The 25,739-nt window shown below is 60.9% G+C and carries 28 protein-coding genes; 24 read left to right on the forward strand and 4 right to left on the reverse strand.

Annotation, left to right across the window (positions count from 1 at the left end; all coding sequences use genetic code 11):
- The first annotated feature begins 8 nt into the window (after positions 1-8).
- The 15 genes from ccoO (BUQ73_RS17660) (at position 9) to BUQ73_RS17735 (ending at position 14,395) form a co-directional block, all read left to right on the forward strand.
- Entirely contained in the window at positions 9-617 is a 609-nt protein-coding gene (gene ccoO, locus BUQ73_RS17660) for a cytochrome-c oxidase, cbb3-type subunit II (protein ID WP_079229039.1), read from the forward strand.
- Between the two features lie 5 nt (positions 618-622).
- Entirely contained in the window at positions 623-829 is a 207-nt protein-coding gene (locus BUQ73_RS17665) for a cbb3-type cytochrome oxidase subunit 3 (protein WP_054884102.1), read from the forward strand.
- Complete coding sequence (ccoP, locus tag BUQ73_RS17670) at positions 826-1,767, forward strand: cytochrome-c oxidase, cbb3-type subunit III (RefSeq protein WP_079229040.1); 942 nt, start codon at positions 826-828, stop codon at positions 1,765-1,767. Before BUQ73_RS17665 ends, ccoP (BUQ73_RS17670) begins: the two co-directional genes overlap by 4 nt.
- 604 nt (positions 1,768-2,371) lie before the next feature.
- A complete protein-coding gene (gene ccoN, locus BUQ73_RS17680; protein ID WP_027921278.1) occupies positions 2,372-3,814 on the forward strand; it encodes a cytochrome-c oxidase, cbb3-type subunit I in 1,443 nt (480 codons plus the stop codon).
- Positions 3,814-4,422: a cytochrome-c oxidase, cbb3-type subunit II gene (ccoO, locus tag BUQ73_RS17685; protein WP_027921277.1), complete on the forward strand. Its 609-nt coding sequence runs from the start codon at positions 3,814-3,816 to the stop codon at positions 4,420-4,422. The genes ccoN and ccoO (BUQ73_RS17685) overlap by 1 nt, the downstream gene beginning before the upstream one ends.
- 5 nt (positions 4,423-4,427) lie before the next feature.
- Positions 4,428-4,619, forward strand: coding sequence for a CcoQ/FixQ family Cbb3-type cytochrome c oxidase assembly chaperone (locus tag BUQ73_RS17690; RefSeq protein ID WP_027921276.1), 192 nt, complete (start codon positions 4,428-4,430; stop codon positions 4,617-4,619).
- Positions 4,616-5,596: a cytochrome-c oxidase, cbb3-type subunit III gene (gene ccoP, locus BUQ73_RS17695; protein ID WP_079229041.1), complete on the forward strand. Its 981-nt coding sequence runs from the start codon at positions 4,616-4,618 to the stop codon at positions 5,594-5,596. Before BUQ73_RS17690 ends, ccoP (BUQ73_RS17695) begins: the two co-directional genes overlap by 4 nt.
- A gap of 321 nt (positions 5,597-5,917) precedes the next feature.
- Positions 5,918-7,333, forward strand: coding sequence for a cytochrome c oxidase accessory protein CcoG (gene ccoG, locus BUQ73_RS17700; RefSeq protein ID WP_079229042.1), 1,416 nt, complete (start codon positions 5,918-5,920; stop codon positions 7,331-7,333).
- Positions 7,334-7,350: 17 nt separating this feature from the next.
- Positions 7,351-7,881 (forward strand): FixH family protein, encoded by a 531-nt coding sequence (locus BUQ73_RS17705; RefSeq protein ID WP_079229043.1) that lies wholly within the window; start codon positions 7,351-7,353, stop codon positions 7,879-7,881.
- A gap of 148 nt (positions 7,882-8,029) precedes the next feature.
- The gene (locus BUQ73_RS17710) at positions 8,030-10,510 is read left to right on the forward strand and encodes a heavy metal translocating P-type ATPase (RefSeq protein WP_079229044.1); all 2,481 of its coding nucleotides are present in this window, start codon (positions 8,030-8,032) and stop codon (positions 10,508-10,510) included.
- Positions 10,492-10,707: a cbb3-type cytochrome oxidase assembly protein CcoS gene (ccoS, locus tag BUQ73_RS17715; RefSeq protein ID WP_079229045.1), complete on the forward strand. Its 216-nt coding sequence runs from the start codon at positions 10,492-10,494 to the stop codon at positions 10,705-10,707. Before BUQ73_RS17710 ends, ccoS begins: the two co-directional genes overlap by 19 nt.
- On the forward strand, positions 10,700-11,383 hold the full coding sequence (locus BUQ73_RS17720; protein WP_079229046.1) for a sulfite exporter TauE/SafE family protein: 684 nt from the start codon (positions 10,700-10,702) through the stop codon (positions 11,381-11,383). The genes ccoS and BUQ73_RS17720 overlap by 8 nt, the downstream gene beginning before the upstream one ends.
- Positions 11,384-11,488: 105 nt before the next feature.
- Positions 11,489-12,871 (forward strand): oxygen-independent coproporphyrinogen III oxidase, encoded by a 1,383-nt coding sequence (gene hemN / locus BUQ73_RS17725; protein WP_079229047.1) that lies wholly within the window; start codon positions 11,489-11,491, stop codon positions 12,869-12,871.
- A 185-nt stretch (positions 12,872-13,056) separates the two neighbouring features.
- Positions 13,057-13,791 carry a Crp/Fnr family transcriptional regulator FnrA gene (fnrA, locus tag BUQ73_RS17730; protein ID WP_016711709.1) on the forward strand — a complete coding sequence of 245 codons (735 nt, stop codon included), beginning with the start codon at positions 13,057-13,059 and terminating at the stop codon, positions 13,789-13,791.
- A gap of 55 nt (positions 13,792-13,846) precedes the next feature.
- Positions 13,847-14,395: an adenine phosphoribosyltransferase gene (locus BUQ73_RS17735; RefSeq protein ID WP_009683910.1), complete on the forward strand. Its 549-nt coding sequence runs from the start codon at positions 13,847-13,849 to the stop codon at positions 14,393-14,395.
- A gap of 108 nt (positions 14,396-14,503) precedes the next feature.
- On the opposite strand, the gene recR is transcribed toward BUQ73_RS17735, so the two are convergent.
- The 3 genes from recR to dnaX form a co-directional block, all read right to left on the reverse strand.
- Positions 14,504-15,106 (reverse strand): recombination mediator RecR, encoded by a 603-nt coding sequence (gene recR, locus BUQ73_RS17740; RefSeq protein ID WP_054884114.1) that lies wholly within the window; start codon positions 15,104-15,106, stop codon positions 14,504-14,506.
- An 89-nt stretch (positions 15,107-15,195) separates the two neighbouring features.
- Positions 15,196-15,531 carry a YbaB/EbfC family nucleoid-associated protein gene (locus tag BUQ73_RS17745; RefSeq protein ID WP_027921266.1) on the reverse strand — a complete coding sequence of 112 codons (336 nt, stop codon included), beginning with the start codon at positions 15,529-15,531 and terminating at the stop codon, positions 15,196-15,198.
- A 63-nt stretch (positions 15,532-15,594) separates the two neighbouring features.
- Positions 15,595-17,634: a DNA polymerase III subunit gamma/tau gene (gene dnaX / locus BUQ73_RS17750; RefSeq protein WP_079229048.1), complete on the reverse strand. Its 2,040-nt coding sequence runs from the start codon at positions 17,632-17,634 to the stop codon at positions 15,595-15,597.
- 123 nt (positions 17,635-17,757) lie between these two features.
- Between dnaX and BUQ73_RS17755 the strand changes: the two genes are divergently transcribed.
- From BUQ73_RS17755 to BUQ73_RS17775, 5 genes are all read left to right on the forward strand, one after another.
- A complete protein-coding gene (locus tag BUQ73_RS17755; RefSeq protein WP_079229049.1) occupies positions 17,758-18,525 on the forward strand; it encodes a substrate-binding periplasmic protein in 768 nt (255 codons plus the stop codon).
- Positions 18,526-18,669: 144 nt separating this feature from the next.
- Positions 18,670-19,095, forward strand: a complete 426-nt coding sequence (locus BUQ73_RS17760) for a hypothetical protein (RefSeq protein WP_079229050.1) — start codon at positions 18,670-18,672, stop codon at positions 19,093-19,095.
- A 169-nt stretch (positions 19,096-19,264) separates the two neighbouring features.
- Positions 19,265-19,471, forward strand: a complete 207-nt coding sequence (locus tag BUQ73_RS17765) for a hypothetical protein (protein ID WP_079229051.1) — start codon at positions 19,265-19,267, stop codon at positions 19,469-19,471.
- Positions 19,472-19,760: 289 nt separating this feature from the next.
- Positions 19,761-21,053: a site-specific integrase gene (locus tag BUQ73_RS17770; protein ID WP_079229052.1), complete on the forward strand. Its 1,293-nt coding sequence runs from the start codon at positions 19,761-19,763 to the stop codon at positions 21,051-21,053.
- A 373-nt stretch (positions 21,054-21,426) separates the two neighbouring features.
- Positions 21,427-22,089, forward strand: coding sequence for a hypothetical protein (locus BUQ73_RS17775; protein WP_079229053.1), 663 nt, complete (start codon positions 21,427-21,429; stop codon positions 22,087-22,089).
- A gap of 617 nt (positions 22,090-22,706) precedes the next feature.
- On the opposite strand, the gene BUQ73_RS17780 is transcribed toward BUQ73_RS17775, so the two are convergent.
- Entirely contained in the window at positions 22,707-23,015 is a 309-nt protein-coding gene (locus BUQ73_RS17780) for a hypothetical protein (protein WP_079229054.1), read from the reverse strand.
- Positions 23,016-23,151: 136 nt separating this feature from the next.
- Here BUQ73_RS17780 and BUQ73_RS17785 point away from each other — a divergent pair, with 136 nt between their 5' ends.
- From BUQ73_RS17785 to BUQ73_RS17800, 4 genes are all read left to right on the forward strand, one after another.
- On the forward strand, positions 23,152-23,373 hold the full coding sequence (locus tag BUQ73_RS17785; RefSeq protein ID WP_079229055.1) for a helix-turn-helix domain-containing protein: 222 nt from the start codon (positions 23,152-23,154) through the stop codon (positions 23,371-23,373).
- A gap of 62 nt (positions 23,374-23,435) precedes the next feature.
- Positions 23,436-24,080, forward strand: coding sequence for a hypothetical protein (locus tag BUQ73_RS17790; RefSeq protein ID WP_079229056.1), 645 nt, complete (start codon positions 23,436-23,438; stop codon positions 24,078-24,080).
- A 153-nt stretch (positions 24,081-24,233) separates the two neighbouring features.
- Positions 24,234-24,860, forward strand: coding sequence for a recombinase family protein (locus tag BUQ73_RS17795; RefSeq protein WP_079229057.1), 627 nt, complete (start codon positions 24,234-24,236; stop codon positions 24,858-24,860).
- 25 nt (positions 24,861-24,885) lie between these two features.
- Positions 24,886-25,689: a hypothetical protein gene (locus BUQ73_RS17800; protein WP_152031572.1), complete on the forward strand. Its 804-nt coding sequence runs from the start codon at positions 24,886-24,888 to the stop codon at positions 25,687-25,689.
- Positions 25,690-25,739: the final 50 nt, after the last annotated feature.

The raw sequence follows: 25,739 nt of genomic DNA on the forward strand, positions 1-25,739 counted from the left end.
CCTGCCTGATGAAACATGAAGTCATCGAGAAAAACGTCGGCCTGCTGGCCTTGCTGATGGTGTTTGCCGTGAGCATCGGCGGCCTGACCCAGATCGTCCCGCTGTTCTTCCAGGACGTCACCAACAAGCCGGTCGAAGGCATGAAGCCCTACACCGCCCTGCAACTGGAAGGCCGCGACATCTACATCCGCGAAGGCTGCGTCGGTTGCCACTCGCAGATGATCCGCCCGTTCCGCGCAGAAACCGAGCGCTACGGCCACTACTCGGTCGCTGGCGAAAGCGTCTGGGACCACCCGTTCCTGTGGGGCTCCAAGCGCACCGGGCCGGACCTGGCCCGCGTTGGCGGCCGCTACTCGGACGACTGGCACCGCGCGCACCTGTACAACCCGCGCAACGTGGTACCGGAGTCGAAGATGCCGTCCTACCCCTGGCTGGTCGCCGAAAAGGTCGACAACAGCCACACCGACACCAAGATGCGCACCCTGCGCACCCTGGGCGTGCCGTACACCGACGAGGACATCGCGGGGGCCCGTGACGCGGTCAAGGACAAGACCGAGATGGACGCCCTGGTCGCCTACCTGCAGGTGCTGGGCACCGCAATCAAGAACAAGAGGTAACCCCCATGGAAATGGACATCGGCATGATCCGTGGCCTGGGCACCCTGGTGGTGATGATCGCCTTCATCGGCCTCTCACTGTGGGTGTTCAACCGCCGCCGCGACCATGATTTCGCCGAAGCGCGCCTGTTGCCCTTCGTCGACGACCGCCTGCCCCCCGCCGGGCAGGAACCTGCTGCCATGACTGCGGCTGTGAGGAGCAAAGCGCAATGACCACCTTCTGGAGTACCTACATCAGCGTACTGACCATCGGCAGCCTGATCGGCCTGGCCTGGCTGTTGTTGTCGACCCGCAAGGGCCAGAGCAACAACACCACCGACCAGACCATGGGGCACAGCTTCGATGGCATCGAGGAGTACGACAACCCGCTGCCTAAGTGGTGGTTCTGGCTGTTCGTCGGCACCCTGGTGTTCGGTGCCGGTTACCTGGTGCTGTACCCGGGCCTGGGCAACTGGAAAGGCATCCTGCCCGGTTACGAGAATGGCTGGACCGGGGCCAACGAGTGGCAGAAGGAAATGGAAAAGGCCGACGCCAAGTTCGGCCCGATCTTTGCCAAGTACGCCGCCATGCCGGTCGAGGAAGTGGCCAAGGACCCACAGGCACTGAAAATGGGCAGCCGCCTGTTCGCCTCCAACTGCTCGGTGTGCCACGGCTCCGACGCCAAGGGTGCCTACGGCTTCCCTAACCTGACCGACAAGGACTGGCGCTGGGGTGGCGAGCCAGAGACTATCAAGGCCTCGATCATGAACGGCCGCCACGGCGTGATGCCGGCGTGGGTCGAGGTGATCGGCGACCAGGGCGTGGCAGATGTCGCCGCGTTCGTGCTGACCAACCTCGACGGCCGCAGCCTGCCGGAAGGGGTCAAGGCCGACCCGCTCAAGGGCAAGGAAATCTTTGCGGGCAACTGCGTGGCCTGCCACGGGCCTGAAGGCAAAGGCACCCCGGCCATGGGCGCGCCGAACCTGACCCACCCGCAGGCGTTCATCTACGGTTCGAGCTTTGCCCAGTTGCAGCAGACCATTCGCTATGGCCGCCAGGGGCAGATGCCAGCCCAGGCGCAAATCCAGGGCAATGACAAGGTGCATCTGCTGGCAGCCTATGTGTACAGCCTGTCGCAGGATAGCGCTGCTGAAGCGGTGACCGCCAAGTGAGTTCGTCGAGAGAGATTCGGCGCCTGTGAAATCGAGCGCCGCCCGCGCGGCGCATCGCGGATGAATCCGCTCCTACATTTGTTGAAACGTGGCCATGTCTGTGAGGCCATGGTTGTCAGCCGGTTTGAACGGCTCAAGACATGCGCCAGGGCTGGCAACCATGGCCTAACAGGTTTGGCACGTTGCAACAAATGTAGGAGCGGATTCATCCGCGATGCGCCGCGCGGGCGGCGCTCGATATCCGCCCCACCGCAACACCCATGCCTTACACCCGCCGTACCCCTCCCTTGCACCCCCTCCGAACAGAACTAAGCTTGTTGCCACAGTGGGCTTCGCTCCCAAAGGAGCGAAGCAGACGCGGCGCACAGCCTGATGCCGCCCGCAGAAAAAGCTTGACCGATCGATCAGAAAAAGGTGAAAAACGGTACACATTACAAATATTTATTTGTGTACAATCGTCCCGACCCTATCGCCGCGGGACACCGGCGAAAGGGCCCGGACACGGGTCGGCGCAAGGATCCTTGCGTTGCCATAACCCAAGTGGTTATCGATACTGGCGCCGATTTTTCGACCAACAAGAACACCAAAACCGTGGAACCTTAGAATGAGCACAGCAATCAGTCCGACTGCTTATAACTATAAGGTCGTCCGCCAGTTCGCCATCATGACGGTGGTCTGGGGGATCCTTGGCATGGGCCTGGGCGTCTTCATCGCCTCGCAGCTGGTGTGGCCGCAACTGAACCTGGACCTGCCCTGGACCAGCTTCGGCCGCCTGCGCCCGCTGCACACCAACCTGGTCATCTTCGCCTTCGGTGGCTGTGCGCTGTTCGGCACCAGCTACTACGTGGTGCAGCGGACCTGCCAGACCCGGCTGATCTCCGACAGCATGGCCGCCTTCACCTTCTGGGGCTGGCAGGCGGTGATCGTCGGCGCGCTGATCACCCTGCCGATGGGCTTCACCACCACCAAGGAATACGCCGAGCTCGAGTGGCCGCTGGCGATCCTCCTGGCCATCGTCTGGGTCACCTACGGGCTGGTGTTCTTCGGCACCATCGTCAAGCGCAAGACCAAGCACATCTATGTCGGCAACTGGTTCTACGGCGCCTTCATCGTGGTCACCGCGATGCTGCACATCGTCAACCACATTTCGCTGCCGGTCAGCCTGTTCAAGTCGTACTCGGCCTATGCCGGTGCCACCGACGCGATGATCCAGTGGTGGTACGGCCACAACGCGGTGGGCTTCTTCCTCACCACCGGCTTCCTGGGGATGATGTACTACTTCGTGCCCAAGCAGGCCGAGCGGCCGATCTACTCGTATCGCCTGTCGATCGTCCACTTCTGGGCGCTGATCACCCTGTACATCTGGGCCGGCCCGCACCACCTGCACTACACCGCCCTGCCGGATTGGGCGCAGTCGCTGGGCATGGTGATGTCGATCATCCTCCTGGCACCGAGCTGGGGCGGCATGATCAACGGCATGATGACCCTCTCGGGCGCCTGGCACAAACTGCGCACCGACCCGATCCTGCGCTTTTTGGTGGTGTCGCTGGCGTTCTACGGCATGTCCACCTTCGAAGGCCCGATGATGGCCATCAAGACCGTGAACTCGCTGTCGCACTACACCGACTGGACCATCGGCCACGTACATGCCGGCGCCCTCGGCTGGGTGGCGATGATCTCGATCGGCGCGGTCTACCACATGATCCCGAAACTCTACGGCCGCGAGCAGATGCACAGCGTCGGCCTGATCAACGCTCACTTCTGGCTGGCGACCATCGGCACCGTGCTGTACATCGCCTCGATGTGGGTCAACGGCATTACCCAGGGCCTGATGTGGCGCGCCATCAACGATGACGGCACGCTCACCTACTCCTTCGTCGAAGCCCTGCAGGCCAGCCACCCTGGCTATATCGTCCGCGCCCTGGGCGGTGCGTTCTTCGCCTCCGGCATGCTGCTGATGGCCTACAACGTGTTCCGTACCGTACGTGCCGCCAACCCGGTACAGGCTGAGGAAGCCGCCAAGATCGTCGTCGTGGGAGCGCACTGATGAAGCATGAAGCCGTCGAGAAGAACATAGGCCTGCTGGCCTTCTTCATGGTCATCGCCGTGAGCGTCGGTGGCCTGACCCAGATCGTCCCGCTGTTTTTCCAGGACGTCACCAACAAACCGGTCGAAGGCATGAAGCCGCGCACCGCGCTGGAAGTCGAAGGCCGCGACATCTACATCCGTGAAGGCTGCGTCGGTTGCCACTCGCAGATGATCCGCCCGTTCCGCGCCGAAACCGAGCGCTATGGCCACTACTCGGTCGCCGGCGAAAGCGTCTGGGACCACCCGTTCCTGTGGGGCTCCAAGCGCACCGGGCCGGACCTGGCCCGCGTTGGCGGCCGCTACTCGGACGACTGGCACCGCGCGCACCTGTACAACCCGCGCAACGTGGTGCCGGAGTCGAAGATGCCGTCCTACCCGTGGCTGGTCGAGAACAAGCTCGACGGCAAGGACACCGCCAAGAAGCTCGAAGTGCTGCGTACCCTGGGTACGCCGTACACCGATGCAGACATCGCCGGCGCCCGCGACGCGGTCAAGGGCAAGACCGAAATGGACGCCCTGGTCGCGTACCTGCAGGGTCTTGGCACCATCATCAAAAGCAAACGGTGACGCTGATGGATATCGGGATGATTCGCGGCCTGGGCACCGTCGTGGTGATGGTGGCCTTCGTGGGCCTGGCGCTGTGGGTGTTCAACCCACGGCGCAAGAAGGACTTCGACGAAGCGACCCAACTGCCCTTTGCGGATGATCCCGGGGCCAGCAAGCACGTCGAGCAAGCAAAAGCTTCTGGGAGCAAACAACAATGACAACCTTCTGGAGTCTGTACGTTACCGTCCTGACCCTGGGCACCATCTTCTCGCTGACCTGGCTGCTGCTGTCGACCCGCAAGGGCCAGCGCGAAGAGGTCACCGACGAAACCGTCGGGCATGCCTTCGATGGCATCGAGGAATACGACAACCCACTACCAAAATGGTGGTTCTGGCTGTTCGTCGGCACCATCATCTTCGCCCTTGGCTACCTGGTGCTGTACCCGGGCCTGGGCAACTGGAAAGGCATTCTGCCGGGCTACTCGTACCTGGATAACGACAAGCAGACCGAGTTCTCCAACGGCCAGCCGGGCTGGACCGGCGTGCACGAGTGGGAAAAGGAAATGGCCAAGGCCAACGCCCGCTTCGGGCCGATCTTTGCCAAGTACGCCGCCATGCCGCTCGAGGAAGTGGCCAAGGACCCGCAGGCGCTGAAGATGGGCGCACGCCTGTTCGCCTCGAACTGCTCGGTCTGCCACGGCTCCGACGCCAAGGGCGCCTACGGTTTCCCCAACCTGACCGACCAGGACTGGCGCTGGGGCGGCGAGCCGGAAACCATCAAGACCACCATCATGGGCGGGCGCCATGGCGTGATGCCGGCCTGGGGTGAAGTGCTCGGCGAACAGGGCGTGGCCGATGTCGCCGCGTTCGTCACCAGCAAGCTCGATGGCCGCAGCCTGCCAGAAGGTGCCAAGGCCGATGCCGAGAGCGGCCAGAAGCTGTTCGCCGCCAACTGCGTGGCCTGCCACGGGCCTGAGGGCAAGGGCACACCAGCCATGGGGGCGCCAAACCTGACCCACCCGCAGGCGTTCATCTACGGTTCGAGCTTTGCCCAGCTGCAGCAGACCATTCGCTATGGCCGCCAAGGGCAGATGCCAGCCCAGGAGCAGCTGCAGGGTAATGACAAGGTGCACTTGCTGGCCGCTTATGTGTACAGCCTGTCGCATCAGCCGGAGGCGGCCCAGCAGGCCGAGTAAGGCAGGCCTGGCCTCTTCGCGGGCAAACCCGCTCCCACAGGTTCGCCACCTGCTTCAGGACCTGTGCAGAACTTGTGGGAGCGGGCTTGCCCGCGAAGAGGCCGGTACAGGCACTGCATTTCTTGCAGGCGAATGACCTGGATCAATTGACACCCGCCATATCACGATTCATGCCACGAACCCAACGCGACTAAAGGTCGCAGCGCGATCCCATACCGCCATCAGCGGCGTATCATGGACCGCAGAGCGCTAGCAGAATGCGCGAGACTGCGGCCGGCACGCACTGGCCGCGGCGTTTCTCCACTGCCGTGGGACTTGATGATGAGCAAGCAAATTCCGGTACATGACGTCACCCCGCCTGCCAACAAAGGGAAGGATTCCGTCGATCTCTACGCCTCCCGCGAGAAAATCTACACCCGCGCCTTCACCGGCATCTTCCGCAGGCTGCGGATGGTCGGCGGTGCGGTGCTGTTCCTGCTCTACTTCGGCACCGTGTGGCTGAACTGGGGCGGGCACCAGGCCGTGTGGTGGAACCTGCCCGAGCGCAAGTTCTACATCTTCGGCGCCACCATCTGGCCCCAGGACTTCATCCTGCTCTCGGGCATCCTCATCGTCGCCGCCTTCGGCCTGTTCTTCGTCACCGTCTACGCTGGCCGCGTGTGGTGCGGCTACACCTGCCCGCAAAGCGTATGGACGTGGATCTTCATGTGGTGCGAAAAAGTCACCGAGGGTGACCGCAACCAGCGCATGAAGCTCGACCGCTCCCCCATGAGCGGCAACAAGTTCCTGCGCAAGTTCGCCAAGCACAGCCTGTGGCTGCTGATCGGCTTCGTCACCGGCATGACCTTCGTCGGCTACTTCTCGCCCATCCGCGAACTGCTCACTGAATTCTTCACAGGCGATGCCGACGGCTGGGCCTACTTCTGGGTCGGCTTCTTCACCCTGGCCACCTATGGCAACGCCGGCTGGTTGCGCGAGCAGGTGTGCGTGTACATGTGCCCCTACGCGCGCTTCCAGAGCGTGATGTTCGACAAGGACACGCTGATCGTTTCCTACGACCCGCGCCGCGGCGAAACCCGTGGCCCGCGCAAGAAAGACGTCGACTACAAGGCCAAGGGCCTGGGCGACTGCATCGACTGCACCATGTGCGTGCAGGTATGCCCTACTGGCATCGACATCCGCGACGGCCTGCAGATCGAATGCATTGGCTGCGCGGCGTGCATCGACGCCTGTGACAGCATCATGGAAAAGATGAACTACCCCAAAGGGCTGATCAGCTACACCACCGAGCACAACCTCTCGGGGCAGAAGACCCATATGCTGCGCCCACGCCTGATCGGCTACGCCGCGGTGCTGCTGGTGATGATCATCGCCCTGGGCACGGCCTTCGCCACCCGCTCGCTGGTGGGCTTCGACGTCAGCAAGGACCGCGTGCTGTACCGCGAGAACGCCCAGGGCCGGATCGAAAACGTGTACAGCCTCAAGGTCATGAACAAGGACCAGCGCGACCACGTCTACGTGCTGGACGCCGCCGGCCTGCCCGACCTGCGCCTGGAAGGCCAGCGCGAAATCCGCGTGGCCGCCGGCGATATCGTCAGCCTGCCGGTGCAACTGTCGATCGCCCCCGAGAAACTGCCCTCGACCACCAACGAAATCACCTTCATCCTCAAGAGCGCCGACGACAGCGCTGCCAAGATTGAAGCCAAGAGCCGCTTCATCGGCCCACAGATCCGCTGACAGAGAGAACACTGACAATGCCTGCCGCCACCGCCGCCAGCCCCTGGTACAAGCACCTCTGGCCCTGGATCATCATCGGCATCCTGACCACCTCGGTGTGCCTGAGCCTGACCATGGTCAGCATTGCCGTAAACAACCCGGACAACCTGGTCAACGACAACTATTACGAGGCTGGCAAAGGCATCAACCGCTCGCTGGACCGCGAGCTGCTGGCCCAGACCCTCAACCTCAAGGCCAGCGTGCACCTGGATGAGCTGACCGGCGAAGTGGACGTGCGCCTGAACGGCAACAGTGACCCGCAAAGCCTGGAACTGAACCTGATTTCGCCGACCCAGCCAGACAAGGACCGCAAGGTACTGCTCAGCCGGGTCGAGGCCGGGCGTTATGTCGGGCAACTGGAAGACAAGGTCGACGGGCGCCGGTTCGTGGAGCTGCTCGGCAGCCAGGACGAGCATGTGTGGCGGTTGTTCGAGGAAGAGAAGGTCGAGCATGGCGTGACCTTGCAGTTGGGCGATGAAGCCATCCAAGGCGCCGAACACCAGCGATGAACCCAGCCATGAAGAGGGGCGCGTTGCGCCCCTTTCGCGACACAAGGCCGCTCCCACAGGAATTCGCATACCCCTGTGGGAGCGGCCTTGTGTCGCGAAAGGGCTGCAGAGCAGCCCCAGCAATCTCAAGACTTAAGACTGCTCGACAATGACCCAACCCACCCCCTGCTACCACTGCGCCCTGCCCGTCCCCGCTGGCAGCCGCTTCACCGCCGTGGTCCTCGGCGAACCCCGGCAATTCTGCTGCCCGGGCTGCCAGGCGGTGGCCGAGTCCATCGTCGCCAGTGGCCTTGCGCACTACTACCAGCACCGCAGCGACAGCAGCATCAACCCCGAAGCGCTGCCCAAGCAACTGCAGGACGAACTGGCCCTTTACGACCGCAGCGATGTACAGCAGCACTTCGTCCGCCATGCCGGCGAACTCGCCGAGACCACCCTGCTGGTCGAGGGCATCAGCTGCGCCGCCTGCGGCTGGCTGATCGAAAAGCACCTGCGCAACCTGCCAGGCGTCGCCGAAGCCCGCCTGAACCTGTCCAACCATCGCCTCCAGCTCAACTGGGACGACCACCAGCTCCCGCTGTCGCGGCTACTCGCCGAACTGCGCCAGATCGGCTATGCCGCCCACCCGTACCAGCCCGACCAGGCCGCCGAGCAGCTTGCCAGGGAGAACCGCAGCGCCCTGCGCCGCCTTGGCGTGGCCGGGCTGCTGTGGTTCCAGGCGATGATGGCGACCATGGCTACCTGGCCGGAATTCAACATCGACCTGTCGCCAGAAATGCACACCATCCTGCGCTGGGTCGCGCTGTTTCTGACCATTCCCATCGTGTTCTACAGCTGCGCACCGTTCTTCAAGGGTGCCGCGCGCGACCTGCGTACCCGCCACCTGACCATGGATGTGTCGGTATCGCTGGCCATTGGCCTGGCCTTCGGCGCAGGTATCTGGACGGCCGTGACCGGCAGCGGCGAGCTGTACTTCGATACCGTCGGCATGTTTGCCTTGTTCCTGCTCACCGGCCGCTACCTCGAGCGCCGCGCCCGTGAACGTACCGCCGCAGCCACCGCGCAGCTGGTCAACCTGCTACCCGCCTCATGCCTGCGCCTGGATAGCCTCGGCCGGGCCGAACGCATCCTGCTCGGCGAACTGCAGCGTGGCGACACCGTGCAAGTGCTGCCCGGCGCGGTGATTCCGGCCGACGGGTGCATCGTCGAAGGCCGCTCCAGCGTCGACGAATCGCTGCTGACGGGCGAGTATCTGCCACAACCGCGCCGGGCCGGCGAGCGCGTCACCGGCGGCACGCTGAACGTCGAGAGCACGCTGAACGTGGAAGTCGAAGCCCTCGGCCATGACTCGCGCCTGTCAGCCATTGTCCGCCTGCTTGAGCGCGCGCAGACAGAAAAACCACGGCTGGCGGAAATCGCCGACCGCGCCTCGCAGTATTTCCTGCTGTTCTCGCTGCTGGCCGCCGTGGCCATCGGCCTGTGGTGGTGGTACCTGGACCCGGCGCGGGCATTCTGGATCGTCCTGGCCATGCTGGTGGCGACCTGCCCATGCGCCTTGTCCCTGGCCACCCCGACCGCGCTCACCGCCGCCACTGGCACCCTGCACAAGCTGGGCCTGCTGGTGACCCGCGGCCACGTGCTGGAGGGCCTCAACCAGATCGACACGGTGATCTTCGACAAGACTGGCACCCTCACTGAAGGCCGCCTGACCCTGCGCAACATCCGCCCTCTGGCGGCGCTGCCTGCCGACCGCTGCCTGGCCCTCGCCGCCGCCCTCGAGAACCGCTCCGAACACCCGATCGCCCGTGCCTTTGGCCGCACCGCCAGCCCTGCCGACGAGGTCCAGACAGTGCCGGGGCTCGGGCTCGAAGGCAAGGTCGATGGCCAGCCACTGCGCATCGGCCAGGCCACCTTCGTCTGCGCGCTGAGTGGCGCCGAAATCCCCAGCGTGCCGGAGCCTCGCGGCCAGTGGCTGCTGCTGGGCGACCGCCAGGGCCCGCTGGCCTGGTTCGGCCTCGATGATCGCCTGCGCGAAGATGCCCCGGCCCTGCTCGCCGCTTGCCAGGCTCGCGGCTGGCGTACCCTGCTGCTGTCCGGCGACAGTTCGCCGATGGTCGCCGAGGTGGCCGCGCAACTGGGCATCGACCAGGCCATTGGCGGCCTGCGCCCGGACGACAAGCTGGACCGGCTCAAAGCACTGCAGGCTTCAGGGCGCAAGGTGCTGATGCTCGGCGACGGGGTCAATGACGTGCCGGTACTGGCCGCCGCCGACATCAGCATCGCCATGGGCAGCGCCACCGACCTGGCCAAGACCAGCGCCGACGCGGTGCTGCTGTCCAACCGCCTGCAGGCACTGGTCGAGGCCTTCGACTTGGCCCGCCGCACCCGCCGCAACATCCTCGAGAACCTGCTCTGGGCAACTCTGTATAATGGCCTCATGTTGCCGTTCGCCGCGCTTGGCTGGATCACCCCGGTGTGGGCGGCCATCGGCATGTCGGTCAGTTCACTGATCGTGGTGCTCAATGCCCTGCGCCTGACTCGCCTGGCTCACAAGCCGGCGGCAGCGGGCCTGCCTGCGAACGACACAGCAGCTAACGGAAGGAAGTCGCCATGCCCGCGCTCTATGTGATGATCCCAGCCGCCCTGCTGCTGGTTGGCGTGGCCGTGTACATCTTCTTCTGGGCGGTGGACAGCGGCCAGTACGACGACCTCGAAGGGCCGGCCCACAGCATCCTGTTCGATGATCAGGACCCGCGCCACCAGGCGGCGGTCAAACCTGACGAAGCCACAACGCCAGACGACAAGGAAGCACCACCCCGTGCCTGACCTGCTTCCCCTGCTCGGCTCGGCACTGGTCCTCGGCCTGCTCGGTGGCGGCCACTGCCTGGGCATGTGCGGTGGCCTGATGGGCGCGCTGACCTTGGCCATCCCCCCAGAACAACGCGGCCAGCGCCTGCGCCTGCTGGTGGCCTACAACCTGGGACGCATCCTCAGCTATGCCTGTGCCGGCCTGCTGCTGGGCCTGGCTGGCTGGGCAGTGGCCAGCAGCCCGGCAGCCATGGCCTTGCGCGTGGTGGCGGCGTTGCTGCTGATCGCCATGGGCCTGTACCTGGCCGGCTGGTGGAGCGGGCTGACCCGCATCGAAGCGTTGGGCCGAGGGCTGTGGCGGCACATCCAGCCAGCCGCCTCGCGCCTGATGCCGGTGTCCAGCCTGCCCCGCGCACTGCTGCTGGGCGCACTGTGGGGCTGGCTGCCGTGCGGCCTGGTGTACAGCACCTTGTTGTGGGCGGCCAGCCAGGGCAACGCCGGCTACAGTGCTGCGTTGATGCTGGCATTCGGGCTGGGCACTTGGCCGATATTGCTGGCCACCGGGCTGGCAGCGGAGCGGGTAAACGCCTTGTTGAGGCGGCGCAGTGTGCGCATGGCCGGTGGTGTACTGGTGATCCTGTTTGGTATCTGGACCTTGCCTGGCCCTCACCAGCACTGGATCATGGGCCACTGAGCGGGGCCACTGCGCAGCCCCTGTGTGCCTTGATACAAATCAACACAGATTCCTACAGACAGCCATAGACTCCGGACACTGCTGCATTATCCGGGGACCGCCCACATGCTCGACGACCTACGTTGGGATGCCGACCTGATCCGCCGCTACGATCTCGCCGGCCCACGCTACACCTCCTACCCGACCGCCGTGCAACTGCACAGCGAGGTAGGCTCGTTCGACCTGCTCCACGCCCTGCGCGAGAGCCGCCGGGCCGTGCGCCCACTGTCGCTGTACGTGCACGTGCCGTTCTGCGCCAACATCTGCTACTACTGTGCCTGCAACAAGGTCATCACCAAGGACCGCGGCCGCGCGGCACCTTACCTGCAGCGCCTGGAGCAGGAGATCCAGCTGATCGCCTGCCACCTGGACCCTAAACAGCGCGTTGAACAGCTGCATTTCGGTGGCGGCACGCCGACCTTCCTCAGCCACGTGGAACTGCGCCAGCTGATGGCCACCCTGCGCCAGCATTTCAACCTGCTGGATGACGATTCCGGTGACTACGGCATCGAGATCGACCCCCGCGAAGCCGACTGGTCGACCATGGGCCTGCTCCGTGAACTGGGCTTCAACCGCGTCAGCCTCGGCGTGCAGGACCTTGACCCGGCCGTGCAACGCGCGGTCAACCGCCTGCAGAGCCTGGAGCAGACCCGCACCCTGATCGAGGCCGCACGCACCTTGCAGTTCCGCTCGGTCAACCTCGACCTGATTTACGGCCTGCCCAAACAGACCGTGGAAGGCTTCGCCCGCACCGTCGACGAGGTGATCCGCCTGCAACCGGACCGCCTCTCGGTGTTCAACTACGCCCACCTGCCCGAGCGCTTCATGCCGCAGCGGCGCATCGACAGCAACGACCTGCCGGCCCCAGCGGTGAAGCTCGAGATGCTGCACAACACTATCGAGCAGCTGACCGCCGCCGGCTACCGCTACATCGGCATGGACCACTTCGCCCTGCCCGACGACGAGCTGGCAATCGCCCAGGAAGAAGGCACCCTGCAGCGCAACTTCCAGGGCTACACCACCCACGGCCACTGCGACCTCATTGGCCTGGGGGTTTCGGCGATCAGCCAGATCGGCGACCTGTATTGCCAGAACAGCAGCGACCTCAATACCTATCAGGACGCCCTGTCCAATGCCCAGCTGGCGACCCAGCGCGGGCTGCTCTGCAACCACGACGACCGCTTGCGGCGGGCCGTGATCCAACAGCTGATCTGCCATTTCGAACTGGACTTCGAGCCGATCGAGGAGGCTTTCACCATCGATTTCCGCGGGTATTTCAACGATCTCTGGCCAGAACTGCAGAGCATGCAACGTGACGGCCTGATCAGCCTCGACGACAAGGGCATACGCATCCTGCCAGCCGGGCGCCTGCTGGCGCGCTCGGTGTGCATGGTGTTCGACGCCTACCTGGCGATGCAAAACCGCCAGCGTTTCTCCCGGGTGATCTGAACGGCGAGTCGATCAACCGCATGGACAAGCCTCCTGGCCAGGCACACTATGGGCACACATGGACTCCCGGCAGGTAACTTGCCGGGGTTTCGCCAGAGCGCACCACCAACGCGCAACTGGCCTACACCCTGTGTCGTGGGTTACCCTTACGACTTATGTGTGCTTTCCCACAAGGATCGATTCAAATGTCCGAGCCAGTCAAACTGCGCCCTCATAACCAGGCCCACTGCAAGGACTGCAGCCTGGCCCCCCTGTGCCTGCCTCTTTCGCTCAACCTGGAAGACATGGATGCACTGGATGAAATCGTCAAGCGCGGGCGCCCGCTGAAGAAAGGCGAGTTCCTGTTCCGCCAGGGTGACAATTTCGGCTCGGTTTACGCCGTTCGTTCCGGCGCCCTCAAGACCTTCAGCCTGAGCGACAGCGGCGAAGAACAGATCACCGGCTTCCACCTGCCCAGCGAGCTGGTCGGCCTGTCCGGCATGGACACCGAGGCCTACCCGGTGTCGGCCCAGGCCCAGGAAACCACCTCGGTCTGTGAAATCCCCTTCGAGCGCCTCGACGAGCTCTCCGTTCAGTTGCCACAGCTGCGCCGCCAGCTGATGCGAGTGATGAGCCGCGAAATTCGCGACGATCAGCAGATGATGCTGCTGTTGTCGAAGAAAACCGCCGACGAACGCATCGCCACCTTCCTGGTCAACCTGTCCGCACGCTTCCGCGCCCGCGGCTACTCGGCCAACCAGTTCCGCCTGAGCATGTCGCGCAACGAGATCGGCAACTACCTGGGGCTGGCGGTGGAAACCGTGTCGCGGGTCTTCACCCGCTTCCAGCAAAACGGCCTGATCCGCGCCGAAGGCAAGGAAGTGCATATCCTCGACCCGATCCAACTGTGCGCGCTGGCCGGCGGTGCAATCGAAGCCTGAGATTGGCGTTTAGCGGGTATACTTGGGCATTCGTTTTCCCAGGATACCCGCAACAATGCACAGCGACGCCTTCGACCTCAAAGCCCTGATCCGCCCGGTAGTGGACTTCCCCAAGCCCGGCGTGATCTTCCGCGACATCACCCCGCTGTTCCAGTCGCCGCGCGGGCTGCGCTACGTGGCCGACCAGTTCATCGAGCGTTACGTCGAGGCTGAGTTCAGCCACATCGGCGCCATGGACGCACGGGGTTTCCTGATTGGCTCGATCATCGCCCACCAGCTGAATAAACCGCTGATCCTGTTCCGCAAGCAGGGCAAGCTGCCGGCTGACGTATTGAGCGAAGGCTACCAGACCGAATACGGCGAAGCCTTCCTGGAAGTGCATGCCGACAGCCTGTGCGAAGGTGATTCGGTACTGATCTTCGATGACCTGATTGCCACCGGCGGCACCCTGCTGGCTGCAGCCAACCTGGTGCGCCGCACCGGGGCACAGGTGTTCGAAGCGGCAGCGATCATCGACCTGCCAGAGCTGGATGGCTCGCGCCGACTGCAGGCGGCCGGGGTACCGACCTTCTGCCTGACCGAGTTTTCCCTGAGCGAATACTGAGTTGCTGTTTGGGGCCGCTGTGCGGCCCATTCGCGGGCAAGCCCGCTCCCACAGTGTTCATGTGGGGGCGGGCTTGCCCGCGAATGGCCTGCAAACAGCCCCAGCGATTTACAGCGAGATCGGCTTGCGCCCGGCAAAGGCATGGGCCAGGGTGCCACCGTCGACCAGCTCCAGCTCCCCACCCAGCGGCACGCCATGGGCGATGCGCGACGCCACCAGCCCCTTCTCGTTCAGCAACTGGGCGATGTAATGCGCCGTGGCCTCACCTTCCACGGTCGGGTTGGTCGCAAGGATCACTTCAGTGAAGCTGCCTTGCTCTTCGATCCGCGCCATCAGCTGCGGCACACCAATCGCCTCAGGCCCCAGGCCATCGAGCGGCGACAAGTGCCCCTTGAGCACGAAGTAACGCCCGCGATAGCCGGTCTGCTCCACCGCATACACATCCATCGGCCCTTCCACCACGCACAGCTGCGTGTCATCACGACGCGGGTCGCTGCACTGCGGGCACAGCTCCTGCTCGGTCAGGGTCCGGCACTGGCGGCAATGCCCTACCCCCTCCATGGCCTGGCTCAGCGCCTGGGCCAGGCGCAGGCCGCCGCTACGGTCACGTTCGAGCAGCTGCAAGGCCATGCGCTGGGCGGTTTTCTGGCCGACGCCCGGAAGGGTGCGCAGGGCGTCGATCAGTTGGCGGATCAGGGGGCTGAAGCTCATGTAGACAGGCCTGCAAGTCTTGGAAAACAGAATGAACAAGGGAGCAACGACCGCCAGGCCGTTACTCCCCCTGTGAAGCTGAAAGTGGATCAGAACGGCATCTTGAAGCCCGGCGGCAGCTGCATGCCGGCAGTCATGTTGCCCATCTTGTCCTGGCTGTTCTGCTCGATCTTGCGCACGGCGTCGTTCAGCGCAGCGGCGATCAGGTCTTCCAGCACTTCCTTGTCGTCTTCATCGGTCGACATCAGGCTCTGGTCGATGCTGACACGCTTGACGTCATGACGACCGGTCATCACCACGCTCACCAGGCCGCCACCGGACTGGCCGGTGACTTCGGCGTTGGCAAGCTCTTCCTGCATCTTCTGCATCTTTTCCTGCATCTGCTGGGCCTGCTTCATCAGGCCGGCCATGCCACCTTTCATCATGGGGGTATACCTCGATTGGGTCATATGATGCGGCACGACGAGGGGCCGGCCGCATGGTTGTGATTACTGGCCCTGGCTGACCAGGGCTTCTACAGGTTCAATAGTATCCTGTCGCACCGTGGCACCGAACTGCTTGATCATCTGCTGGATCAACGGATCCTGTTCGATCGAATGCACGGCGTCCTGCTGGCGCTCGGCGCGCTTGCGCGACGCTGCCTGGGCCGGGGTTTCCTGTTCGGGGCGAATCAGTTCGATCCGCAGGTTCAGGGTACGCCCCAGGTGCTGGTTGAGCGCCTCGTTCAGCCGGCGTTGCTGGGTGCTGTTGAACAGCGCGCCCTGGCCTGGGTCCAGGTGCAGCAACCAATCGTCACCGTCGGCGGCCATCAGCGTACAGTTTGCAGCGATGTTGCCTGTCATGCCGGACACAGGCAACTGTGGGAATAATTCCAGCCATTGCAGGGCCAGGCCGGTCGCCGGTTGAGCAGCCGGCAGCGGTTCGGGCGTTGCGGCTTGGGGTTCTTCCTGAACGTGTTCTGCCAGCTCATCGAGGTAGCTGAAGCCTGCCGGGTCGCTTTCGCCACCGTAGTAGTCCTCGTCCATTGGCGGCTCGTCGTCGCGGTCCATGCCAGCCGAAGCGTAGGCGGACGGGTCGAAGGGCGGCTCGTCGTAAGCTGGCTGGGCGTTATGCGAGGCTGCAACCGGGGACTGGGCTGGAGCTGGCACAGGCTCGGGCGCAGGCGCGGCAGCAGGCTCCTCCCAAGGCAGGTCGATGACCTCTTCCACAACCGCCGGCTCAGGTGCGGCAACTTCGGGTTCAGGTTGTGGCTCAGGCGCGGGCGTCGGCGCCACAACCGGTGCGGCCTCAACCTGTGGGGCAGGTGCCACTGGCGCAGGCTGCGACACCGCAACGGCAGGCGCCTCGACAGCAACGGCTGGCGCTGCCACCGGGGTTGCCGGATCAGCTGTGGCCTGGCTGATCCCCACTGGCTTTAGCACCGGTTTCGGCGCATCGTCGGTATCTGCCGGGCGGAACGCCAGCATGCGCAGCAAGACCATTTCGAAACCGCCCCGCGGGTCCGGCGCCAACGGCAGGTCGCGACGGCCGATCAGGCCCATCTGGTAGTAGAACTGCACGTCTTCGGCCGGCAACGCCGAGGCCAGTGCCAGCACCCGGTCGCGATCGCCCTGGCCATTGTCCACCGCCTCGGGCAGCGCCTGGGCGATGGCCACGCGGTGCAGCACATTGAGCATTTCGGCCAGCACGCCGCTCCAGTCCGGCCCCTGCTCGGCAAGGTTGCGCACGGCTTCGAGCAGCGCCCGCGCATCACCTTCGAGCAGCGCCTGCAGCACGCCATAGACCTGGCCATGATCGAGGCTGCCGAGCATGGCGCGCACATCGGCTGCCAGTACCTTGCCCTCGCCGAAGGCGATGGCCTGGTCGGTGAGGCTCATGGCGTCACGCATCGAACCATCGGCAGCACGGCCGAGCAGCCACAGGGCATCTGCCTCGAACGGCACGTTCTCGGCCTGCAGTACGTGGCTCAGGTGTTCGACCACCCGCTCCGGGCTCATGTTCTTCAGCGAGAACTGCAGGCAGCGCGACAGGATGGTGGCCGGCAGCTTCTGCGGGTCGGTGGTGGCGAGGATGAACTTGACGTAGGGCGGCGGCTCTTCAAGCGTCTTGAGCAAGGCGTTGAATGAGTGGGTGGAGAGCATGTGCACTTCGTCGATCAGGTAGACCTTGAAGCGCCCACGGCTCGGCGCGTACTGCACGTTATCGAGCAGCTCGCGGGTATCTTCGACCTTGGTGCGGCTGGCGGCGTCGATCTCGATCAGGTCGACGAAGCGGCCTTCGTCGATCTCCCGGCACACCGAGCAGGTTCCACAGGGCGTGGAGGTAATGCCGGTTTCGCAGTTGAGGCATTTGGCGATGATTCGCGCAATGGTAGTCTTGCCCACTCCCCGCGTACCGGTAAACAGGTAGGCGTGGTGCAGGCGCTGGTTGTCCAAGGCATTGATCAAGGCCTTGAGCACATGGGTCTGGCCGACCATTTCGCGGAACGAGCGCGGACGCCATTTACGTGCAAGAACCTGATAACTCATCGAAAAACCATCGCAGCCTGATCGAGCGGAAGATCGCTAATGCTAGCGGAGCGGGGGCAAAATTGCACCCTGCACGGTTCGTCTAAGCTAAGCAACTGGCGCGCTGTTCAAGGAGGATGTGCATTGCGACGACTGCTGGCCCTGCTATTGCTCTGGTGCACCCACAGCCTGGCGGATCAACCGGTGCTGCGCTTTTCCGTGGCCGAGAGCTGGAGCATGCCGCTGGTACGGGTCGAAGGCGGCCAGCCGGTAGAAGGCCTGGTGTTCGATCTTCTGCAGGCGCTGGCCCGGGAAGCCGGCGTGCGACCCGAATATCACGTGATGGCCCGCCTGCGCCTGCAGCAGGCGATGGATGCTGGCGATATCGATGTGCGCTGCTATGTCAGCAGCCAGTGGTTCAATGATCGCCCAGGGAATTTCGTCTGGAGCATTCCGTTACTTCTGCAGCGTGATGTACTGGTCGGGCGACCTGATGACGATACCCCTGTCTACCCCGAACAACTGCCGCCCCAGGCAATCGGCACGGTGCTGGGGTATGCCTACGGCACGCTGGAGCCGTTGTTTGCCCAAGGGCGCCTGCAGCGGGAGGACAGCCGTAGCCAGCAATTGGCACTGCAGAAGCTGCAGATCGGGCGGTACCGGCATGCGGTGAGCAATGAGCTTTCGCTGCAGTGGTTCAACCAGGGACTACCTGCCGGGCAGCGGCTGCAGGTGCAGGCGGTGCTGGAGGAACAGGCGCTGGGGTGCATGGTGAGGAATGACCCGGCGATACCAACCCAAGGCATCTTGCGGGCCCTGGTGCGCATGAGGCAGTCGGGGGAGATCGAACGGATTGTGCGGCGGTATGGGGCAACGGGGTATTCGGGGGAGGTTTCGGTGGTGCAGCCTTGAGCTGAGTTGGCAAAAGACCGCCCGACAGAGACTCCCGAACTGTTAGCGACGACTCAATGTCAATGTGCCATCACTCAGTGTAGAGTTACGCGCCCCCGACGCACTGCGGCGGGCGAGAACCGTATCCACACTAAGGAAAGTTGCATGTCCACCGCTCGAAATCTGACCGCTGCCGCATTGATAGCGCTGACCACTGGCTGTGCCACCGGCCTCAATTCGGTCCAGGAGTCGGAACTCGCTGGCTACCGCGCCAGAAACCTCTCGGTAGAAGAGAAAAAACCTGGGCTTGCCGCCGGCCTCGGCCTGCTTCCAGGTGGCGGATCGTTCTACGGCCGCGCCTACGGTTTTGGTGTGGTGAACCTGCTGTGCTGGCCACTCTCCATCCTCTGGGACCCCGTCAGCGGGCATGACGCTGCAGAAATGATCAACTACCAAGCCACCAAGGCTCATATCGCAGCGCTGAAAAAGCGCGATATGGACGAGCTGGATGCCCAGTTGGAGACCGAAGCGATCGATATCAAGCGCTATGCGCTCGACAAACGCCGAATTGATGAGAAATACAGCCTTTGAGGCCATCAGTCGGAGAGCGTCGCACAGGCGGCGCTCAATCTCACAGGCGCTGAAGCTGCTGTGGCACGTGCCTGCCAGCCCTACACGATCACTTCCGCTCCAGCGCCAGCCGAATGTCGCTACCGGGGATTCAAAGACACTGAGGCCACAACAACATCCAAAGCGAACGATGCGCCGTTCCACCCAGGAAATTCGCGAGCAATTTCATCTTGATCTTGAAGCACGGGAAGAGGACATGCGCAAAGCCAGGAATGAATCACTTTGGCAAGCGCTGCTGCCTTTCTGCCTGGGAGCGGTTTTTTTGTTGATCGTGATCGTTGTCGGCACCTGGATCATGCGACAGCTGCAACCAGTGATCAAAAGATGGGAGAGGTGAAGCGCAGGGCCGAATGCAACTTTTCGAGCCCAGAAATGGAGGCGGCCCCACCAGCCACACCCCGGCACTCGATGTTCCCGCTATGGCTGCTCCCTTCCGGGCCTGACCATGTGGCATGCAAGCATGCTCGGTAATCAATGCGGGCCTTATGGGGCAAGGGTTACCGGCTGATGAGGTGATTCGTCACTTACCCGTGCAGACACCCTGCACGGTCGCTCAAAGCTTGGGGTGCGACCAGAATTGTTCCACTCAATTGGTCCACTTTACTGGTCCACTCTGGTGTTCACTCATGGCATACATTGTCCGCCGTCAGTCCATCTACTACCTCAACCTTCGACTACCAAAGCACCTATTTCCCAGCCGTCATACGCTTCGCATATCACTGCGAGTGCGAGAGCGGCAGGCAGCCTTGTACCTTGCCAGCTCCTTAGCTCAGCAAGTGCTTTGCCACCTAACTGAACATCCTCTGACAGCCCCTGAGACGCTGCGTGCACTGTGTACTCAGTGGCGAGACTCTACCCCTAAGCCAATCATGGCGGCTGCACCACGAAGAACTACAGCGGCCACAGCGAAGCCACAAAGCGACGGCCCTACCCTCGCCACCCTGTCCAAACTCTATATAGAAGAAGGCAAACGCGGCGGCACATGGCGACAGGGCAGCACCGAGGAAGTCGAGCGAGCTTTAGCTGACCTTTTCGAGCTGTTAGGCGATATGCCCGCCAAAGCCTTCGATGCACAACAAGCACGCCTGCTAAAGGAACGGCTCAGCCTATGCCCGCAATACTTCGGCTTACGACCTGAGTTCAAGGGCAAGACGCTGAAACAGGTGATTGAGTCAGGTACCACCTACAAGACCATTACTGCTGTCACAGTGAACAATCGGCTACGCAAGCTCACCGCGTTTCTGAACTGGTGCAAAGCGAACGGGTACGTGGCAGACAACTCACTGACGGGCATGAAAGTCATGACAGGATCAGCGAAGGAAGCTCGGCTGTCATTTGAACGACACGACCTAGATGCCCTGCTGAACCGTGAGTCACTGCGAAAGGAAGTCCGCAAACACCCTTGGCGTTACTGGCTGCCGCTCCTTGGGCGAACCACTGGGGCACGATTGGAAGAGCTGTGCCAACTGCGTGTCGATGACTTCATTGAGCAACAGGGCATCCCGTGCATCCGGATTGATGACAGCCGAGAAGGCCAGAACCTGAAAAACGCAAGCAGCCGCCGCGTGCTTCCTTTGCACCCTTATCTGATCGATCTGTGCCTACTTCAGCATGTTGAGTCGATGAGGGTTACTGGTGCAAATCGAGTATTCCCTGAGCTGGAAGCAATACGTGGGAAGCTCGGGCATGCAGCCTCAAAATGGTTTGGCCGCTATAAGGCGAAACTGGGTATCACCGACCCACGCAAAACCTTCCACAGCTTCCGCCACACCTTCATCGATGACCTGCGTGATGCTGGCGTTCAAGACTCACTGATCAAGCGGATGGTGGGTCATGAAGATAGCTCCGTGACCTTTGGCATCTACGGCAGCAGGACGCCAATCAAGGCGATGGTCGAGGCCATGAAGCACATCAAATAACCTCGAATAACCCACCAATAACCTCGATTAAACCTTCCCTTCAGCGGGATGATATCCAACCGCCTCTCACACCAAACCCAATGATTACAGGGCAAAAGGGAGCTATGGATTAAGCGAAGCGCGTTCCTCACCACGAATATTGGTTTATGGTGAAATCTGGCTTGTCAAGTATCGATCTTGACCGGTCATCGCAAAGCGTGTAAAATCCTCAACCTGCTTCAGAGAGCAGACAGACATACTGAAGAGCCTCCACCGCGACCACCAAATAGGTGCATTGCATGGGGGCTTAAATTTGCCTGCGATTTACCAAACAAAACCGGCACAACCCGAGAGGAACTGCCTATCGAAATGAACTTGAAGAGGAGAACGTACAATGGCATACGAATGCCCAGCTTTTACCGCATCACCCTTCCTTAACGTCGATGGACTGCTGATCAGCCCAAAAACCGGCGAGATCTTTGGTTACGATGACAAGCCTTCTGTCTTCAGCAAACGCCCTGACTACCGGCCAGAACTGAGCAAGTGCCGCAGTGCTGACGACCTGCACGCGCATCTGAAGCACGTCGACCGCCGCAAGCTGCCAACGCATACGCTGCACTCACTGACCGACGCACAGGACTACGCCCATGGCCTATGGCGCCGGACAGGCGTGGACTGTCGTATCACTGTCCCAATGATGAACACTCTGAGCAAACTGCACGAGCTGGTTCAGTACCGGAACATGATCATCATGTCTCAAGCCGACTTGGCGAAGGCATTGGGTACAACAGCTCCAAACTTGATGAAGAAGTTGGGAGCGCTGATCAGCACCAATATGGTGCGCGTGAGCACCTCAAGGCAGGGTGGCATTCGCACGGGTGAAATCAAGCTGACAGTAAATCCACGGCTGATCTTCCGGGGCGATGATGCCAATCGGGATGAGTACATCAAGCATTGGTATCGTGACTGGACAACTCTCCACCCTCAATCGGCATCGAGGATGAATAGAAGAGGATGGGATGACAACACCATTACCACAGCAGCACTTGCCGCTTGACCCGAAATGCTGGTTGTTGACCTTGCGTAGTTTCACATCACTTTTTTAAAAAAACTACGCAAGAATCTTGCTGCAAGCCACGCAATACAAGGGGTTGAGGAAAGTCCTATTATATACAAGGATTTCTTGCACCGTTCATAAACACTCATTAGGCCGTCAAGTCTAAGCTGTATCGTTGGCTCAGGCGTAAAGCCCCCTTCCCCTATTGCGTAAGTAATGATTCGTACACAGGGACAACAAACAACAAAGTTGTCCAAAATGAAAATAGCTATCATTGTTAGCTGGCGCTAACGGCCAATCGTACCAGTCCAACCAACCAATAACATGGTTGGACAACAAGAATGCGAGCAGCTACCAGAGCTATGCTCTGATCGTGCAAAACTCAATCCTGCGGATCAGATATTGTGCACAGGAACAGCGTCAGCTGTAGATAGTACGGATTAGTAGGTTTGGGGGGGTGTTGGTTGTTTCACCCCCTCTACACCGTTAGATGTCCACGATCCTGAACTACGGTCATATACAGTGCAATCAGCTGAAAGCTTGCCGCTTTCGGTGCAAACGCCCAGCGGAGCTGATCAAGGAATTTGCTTTGAAGCTCCGCTGAAGGTGCGCAGCATCTACCGTAGGTAGAAGTACAGGAACACTACCACCAACACAACGAAAATCACCCTTCCTTGAAACACATCAGCATTCAGCTTGTCTGTCTTGATCTGCTGGTGCGTGGCAGCATCGCTCAAGCCCTGAGACTTGTAGTGCATGATCTGGTCAATTTCCCTATCGATCTTCTTGTTCTGACCATCGTTGCTTCGCATTGTGATGCCCCACACGATCAACCAAAGCCCTCCTGTCAGAACGGTCAGGATCAAGTGCAGGATGTGGTTTGTCTTCTTCTTGCGACTGGTCAGCACGAACAGTTTTTCGTTCATTTCGTTGGTCTCTCAGAGCTAGGCGTTCGCTTTCCGCGTAGGGGGCTGAGACCATTGTATCATTTAGTGTGTCATCATTTGGAGTGGAATCAATTGGTGTGTTCACGATCAGGGTGCATCCAACCATCATGCAGGGATGCAGACAAACCAACACCTACGAAAGGCCTTTGGCCAACGAATCCGCGAACTACGCAGCAGCCAAGGCTTCAGCCAAGAAGCATTCGCTGACAAATGCGGCTTTGTCCGCACCTACATGTCTCGCATTGAGACGGGCACAGCCAACCCCAGCCTTGAAGCTGCGAAGGTGCTTGCCGATGGCCTTGGTCTTTCTCTGTCAGAATTGCTTCAAGGGTTTTGAAGCGATCATCTTGCCCCTGTGATGCTAGTCACTCACCACATAAGTCAGGAAGATTTTCCGCCATGGGCGATCTAAACGTTTTCGTCAGCGTAGGGGCCACAGCCAATGATGAACAGGAATCTTTTGTTCGTGCCATCGAAGATCGCCTCCGTAGCGAAGGACTTACTCCCCACACCGTAGGCCGAAATTCCTTCAGTGATAAATCTCCTCTGACAGCGGTGACGGAGCTGATGGATAGGTGCTCTGGCACGGTAGTAATCGCTCTTGAGCGCATGTACTGCTCTGAAGGCATTGAGAAGCGGAACGGCAAGAGCGAATCGCGCGTTGCGGATGTAAAGCTAGCCACTCCTTGGAACCAGATAGAGGCAGCAATGGCATACAGCCGTGGCCATCCTCTGATGGTAATCGTGGAGGCAGGAGTTCGGAATGAAGGACTGCTTCAATACGGCTACGATTGGTTCGTTCAATCCGTGCAGGTAGATGCTTCTGTCTTGAGCAAACCTGAGTTCAACGGTGTGCTTTCAAGCTGGAAGCAAAAGCTGAAAACGTCATCAAACCAATCTCATATAGAGAAGAGCCCGGCCGAACTTACGGTCGGGGAGCTAATCACCCGCATGAAGCTCTCGCACCTTTGGGCTAGTCTGGCAGCACTTGCGACCCTTACCACTGGAGCCTTCATGCTTGGAGCGAAGTTTTTCGCATCCTAGGGTCGTACAGACGCATCCTGAGGCTATCAAAGGACTAGACCTATCTGATAGCTCAGCTGGCGCCAGCAAGAAACTATCAATTGGCTATTGTGGATAGATATATGATTCAATTATCATTGACCTATCATTATAAAGATCAAAGGATAGTAAGCGATGAATGCCCACCTCTACCTCCGAGCATCGACCAAGGACCAAGACGCCAATCGTGCAAAAGCCACCTTGGAACTGTTCGCCGCTGAGAAGGGATTGAGCATCGTTGGTGTGTACGCTGAGAACATCAGTGGCACCAAGCTCAACCGCCCAGAGTTGCTATCCTTGCTCGATATTGCCCAGAGTGGGGAAGTGCTATTGGTCGAGTCTGTAGACCGCCTCAGCCGCCTCTCACAAGCTGACTGGGACACTCTCAAGGCCACCATCAAGGCCAAGGGACTTAGATTGGTAGTGGCTGATCTGCCCACCAGTCATATGCTGGTTGAAGCGAAGGGCATCACTGGCCAGATCATGGATGTGATCAACAACATGTTGATTGACCTCATGGCCACCATGGCACGTCTGGATCAGGAGAAGCGCGTGGAACGCATCAAACAGGGTCTCGAGATCAAGAGGGCTTCTGATCCTGAATGGAAGCCAGCAGGAAAAGGAAGAAACACTGCCAAGTGGAAAATGGTGAAGTCGCTGATGCAGGAGCACCCAACCATGTCTGCTGACAACATCGCCAAGCTGGCTGACTGTGGCGTTGCTACCGTTTACCGGATCAAGCGAGAAACGACAACTGCTTGATGCTACTGGTAACACGAGAACACACATGAACAGTCTTACCGATCGAGTTGTAAGGTGTATCGGCCGTCACTTCGTATCGCTGTCCTGCGTTCAGCACCCCCCTGCTCCCGAGGTAACACGGGTTCACGTTTTCTCAGGCTTCGTCGTGGAAATCATGGGCGAATGGTTTTACATGACGGCAGGCCACATCCTGAAAGACCTACGTACTGCTATGGACGCTGGATCCGTCTTCGATGAATGGCGACTTGGCGACCAAACAGCTGGAAATAAATTCAACAACGTTCCTGTGCCCTACGATTTCCAGCTTGAGCAGTGGTCCGTCCTAGAGGACGAAAGCACTGGACTTGACTATGCAGCAGTGCACTTAGGCGGGCTTTTTCGCCAGCAGCTCGAAGCTGGCGGTGTTGCTCCCATCACCAAGCAAGCTTGGGGCGACCACATTACCCAGCATGATCACTGGATTCTCGCCGGCATTCCGAGAGAGTCTATCTCCTACGATGACACTAGTAACATCACAGCCAAATTCGTGATGGTTCCTCTGTTGCCAACGAAACCTCCACCACTCCCTGAACAGAAGGCTGGAAATCAATTTTTTGCGAAACTTGCTGATGGGTCTGAAAAAGTCGTCAGTGATATCGTTGGCATGAGTGGTGGACCAATCATAATGCTATGGAAAGTCGACAACACATGGAAATACAGCATCATTGGAGTACAAAGCGCTTGGTACCCCAAGGGTCGCATTATTGCTGCCTGTCCCTTCCCCTCCTTTGCCGAAGCCCTCGAGCCGGTAGTTGAAGAGGCTCTCACTAGATTAAAGCACTTGAATTGAAGGGATCTGTGGGACCACCACGCTGCAATCGGTCGCTGACTGCTTGAACA

The organism is Pseudomonas putida, assembly GCF_002025705.1.
GTDB lineage: Bacteria > Pseudomonadota > Gammaproteobacteria > Pseudomonadales > Pseudomonadaceae > Aquipseudomonas > Aquipseudomonas putida_J.

Bases quoted from the DNA above. Each gene is read 5' to 3' on its own strand.
- ccoO (WP_079229039.1), top strand. From the start codon at position 9: ATGAAACATGAAGTCATCGAGAAAAACGTCGGCCTGCTGGCCTTGCTG.
- BUQ73_RS17665 (WP_054884102.1), top strand. From the start codon at position 623: ATGGAAATGGACATCGGCATGATCCGTGGCCTGGGCACCCTGGTGGTG.
- ccoP (WP_079229040.1), top strand. From the start codon at position 826: ATGACCACCTTCTGGAGTACCTACATCAGCGTACTGACCATCGGCAGC.
- ccoN (WP_027921278.1), top strand. From the start codon at position 2,372: ATGAGCACAGCAATCAGTCCGACTGCTTATAACTATAAGGTCGTCCGC.
- ccoO (WP_027921277.1), top strand. From the start codon at position 3,814: ATGAAGCATGAAGCCGTCGAGAAGAACATAGGCCTGCTGGCCTTCTTC.
- BUQ73_RS17690 (WP_027921276.1), top strand. From the start codon at position 4,428: ATGGATATCGGGATGATTCGCGGCCTGGGCACCGTCGTGGTGATGGTG.
- ccoP (WP_079229041.1), top strand. From the start codon at position 4,616: ATGACAACCTTCTGGAGTCTGTACGTTACCGTCCTGACCCTGGGCACC.
- ccoG (WP_079229042.1), top strand. From the start codon at position 5,918: ATGAGCAAGCAAATTCCGGTACATGACGTCACCCCGCCTGCCAACAAA.
- BUQ73_RS17705 (WP_079229043.1), top strand. From the start codon at position 7,351: ATGCCTGCCGCCACCGCCGCCAGCCCCTGGTACAAGCACCTCTGGCCC.
- BUQ73_RS17710 (WP_079229044.1), top strand. From the start codon at position 8,030: ATGACCCAACCCACCCCCTGCTACCACTGCGCCCTGCCCGTCCCCGCT.
- ccoS (WP_079229045.1), top strand. From the start codon at position 10,492: ATGCCCGCGCTCTATGTGATGATCCCAGCCGCCCTGCTGCTGGTTGGC.
- hemN (WP_079229047.1), top strand. From the start codon at position 11,489: ATGCTCGACGACCTACGTTGGGATGCCGACCTGATCCGCCGCTACGAT.
- fnrA (WP_016711709.1), top strand. From the start codon at position 13,057: ATGTCCGAGCCAGTCAAACTGCGCCCTCATAACCAGGCCCACTGCAAG.
- BUQ73_RS17735 (WP_009683910.1), top strand. From the start codon at position 13,847: ATGCACAGCGACGCCTTCGACCTCAAAGCCCTGATCCGCCCGGTAGTG.
- recR (WP_054884114.1), bottom strand. From the start codon at position 15,106: ATGAGCTTCAGCCCCCTGATCCGCCAACTGATCGACGCCCTGCGCACC.
- BUQ73_RS17745 (WP_027921266.1), bottom strand. From the start codon at position 15,531: ATGATGAAAGGTGGCATGGCCGGCCTGATGAAGCAGGCCCAGCAGATG.
- dnaX (WP_079229048.1), bottom strand. From the start codon at position 17,634: ATGAGTTATCAGGTTCTTGCACGTAAATGGCGTCCGCGCTCGTTCCGC.
- BUQ73_RS17760 (WP_079229050.1), top strand. From the start codon at position 18,670: ATGTCCACCGCTCGAAATCTGACCGCTGCCGCATTGATAGCGCTGACC.
- BUQ73_RS17765 (WP_079229051.1), top strand. From the start codon at position 19,265: ATGCGCCGTTCCACCCAGGAAATTCGCGAGCAATTTCATCTTGATCTT.
- BUQ73_RS17770 (WP_079229052.1), top strand. From the start codon at position 19,761: ATGGCATACATTGTCCGCCGTCAGTCCATCTACTACCTCAACCTTCGA.
- BUQ73_RS17775 (WP_079229053.1), top strand. From the start codon at position 21,427: ATGGCATACGAATGCCCAGCTTTTACCGCATCACCCTTCCTTAACGTC.
- BUQ73_RS17780 (WP_079229054.1), bottom strand. From the start codon at position 23,015: ATGAACGAAAAACTGTTCGTGCTGACCAGTCGCAAGAAGAAGACAAAC.
- BUQ73_RS17785 (WP_079229055.1), top strand. From the start codon at position 23,152: ATGCAGACAAACCAACACCTACGAAAGGCCTTTGGCCAACGAATCCGC.
- BUQ73_RS17790 (WP_079229056.1), top strand. From the start codon at position 23,436: ATGGGCGATCTAAACGTTTTCGTCAGCGTAGGGGCCACAGCCAATGAT.
- BUQ73_RS17795 (WP_079229057.1), top strand. From the start codon at position 24,234: ATGAATGCCCACCTCTACCTCCGAGCATCGACCAAGGACCAAGACGCC.
- BUQ73_RS17800 (WP_152031572.1), top strand. From the start codon at position 24,886: ATGAACAGTCTTACCGATCGAGTTGTAAGGTGTATCGGCCGTCACTTC.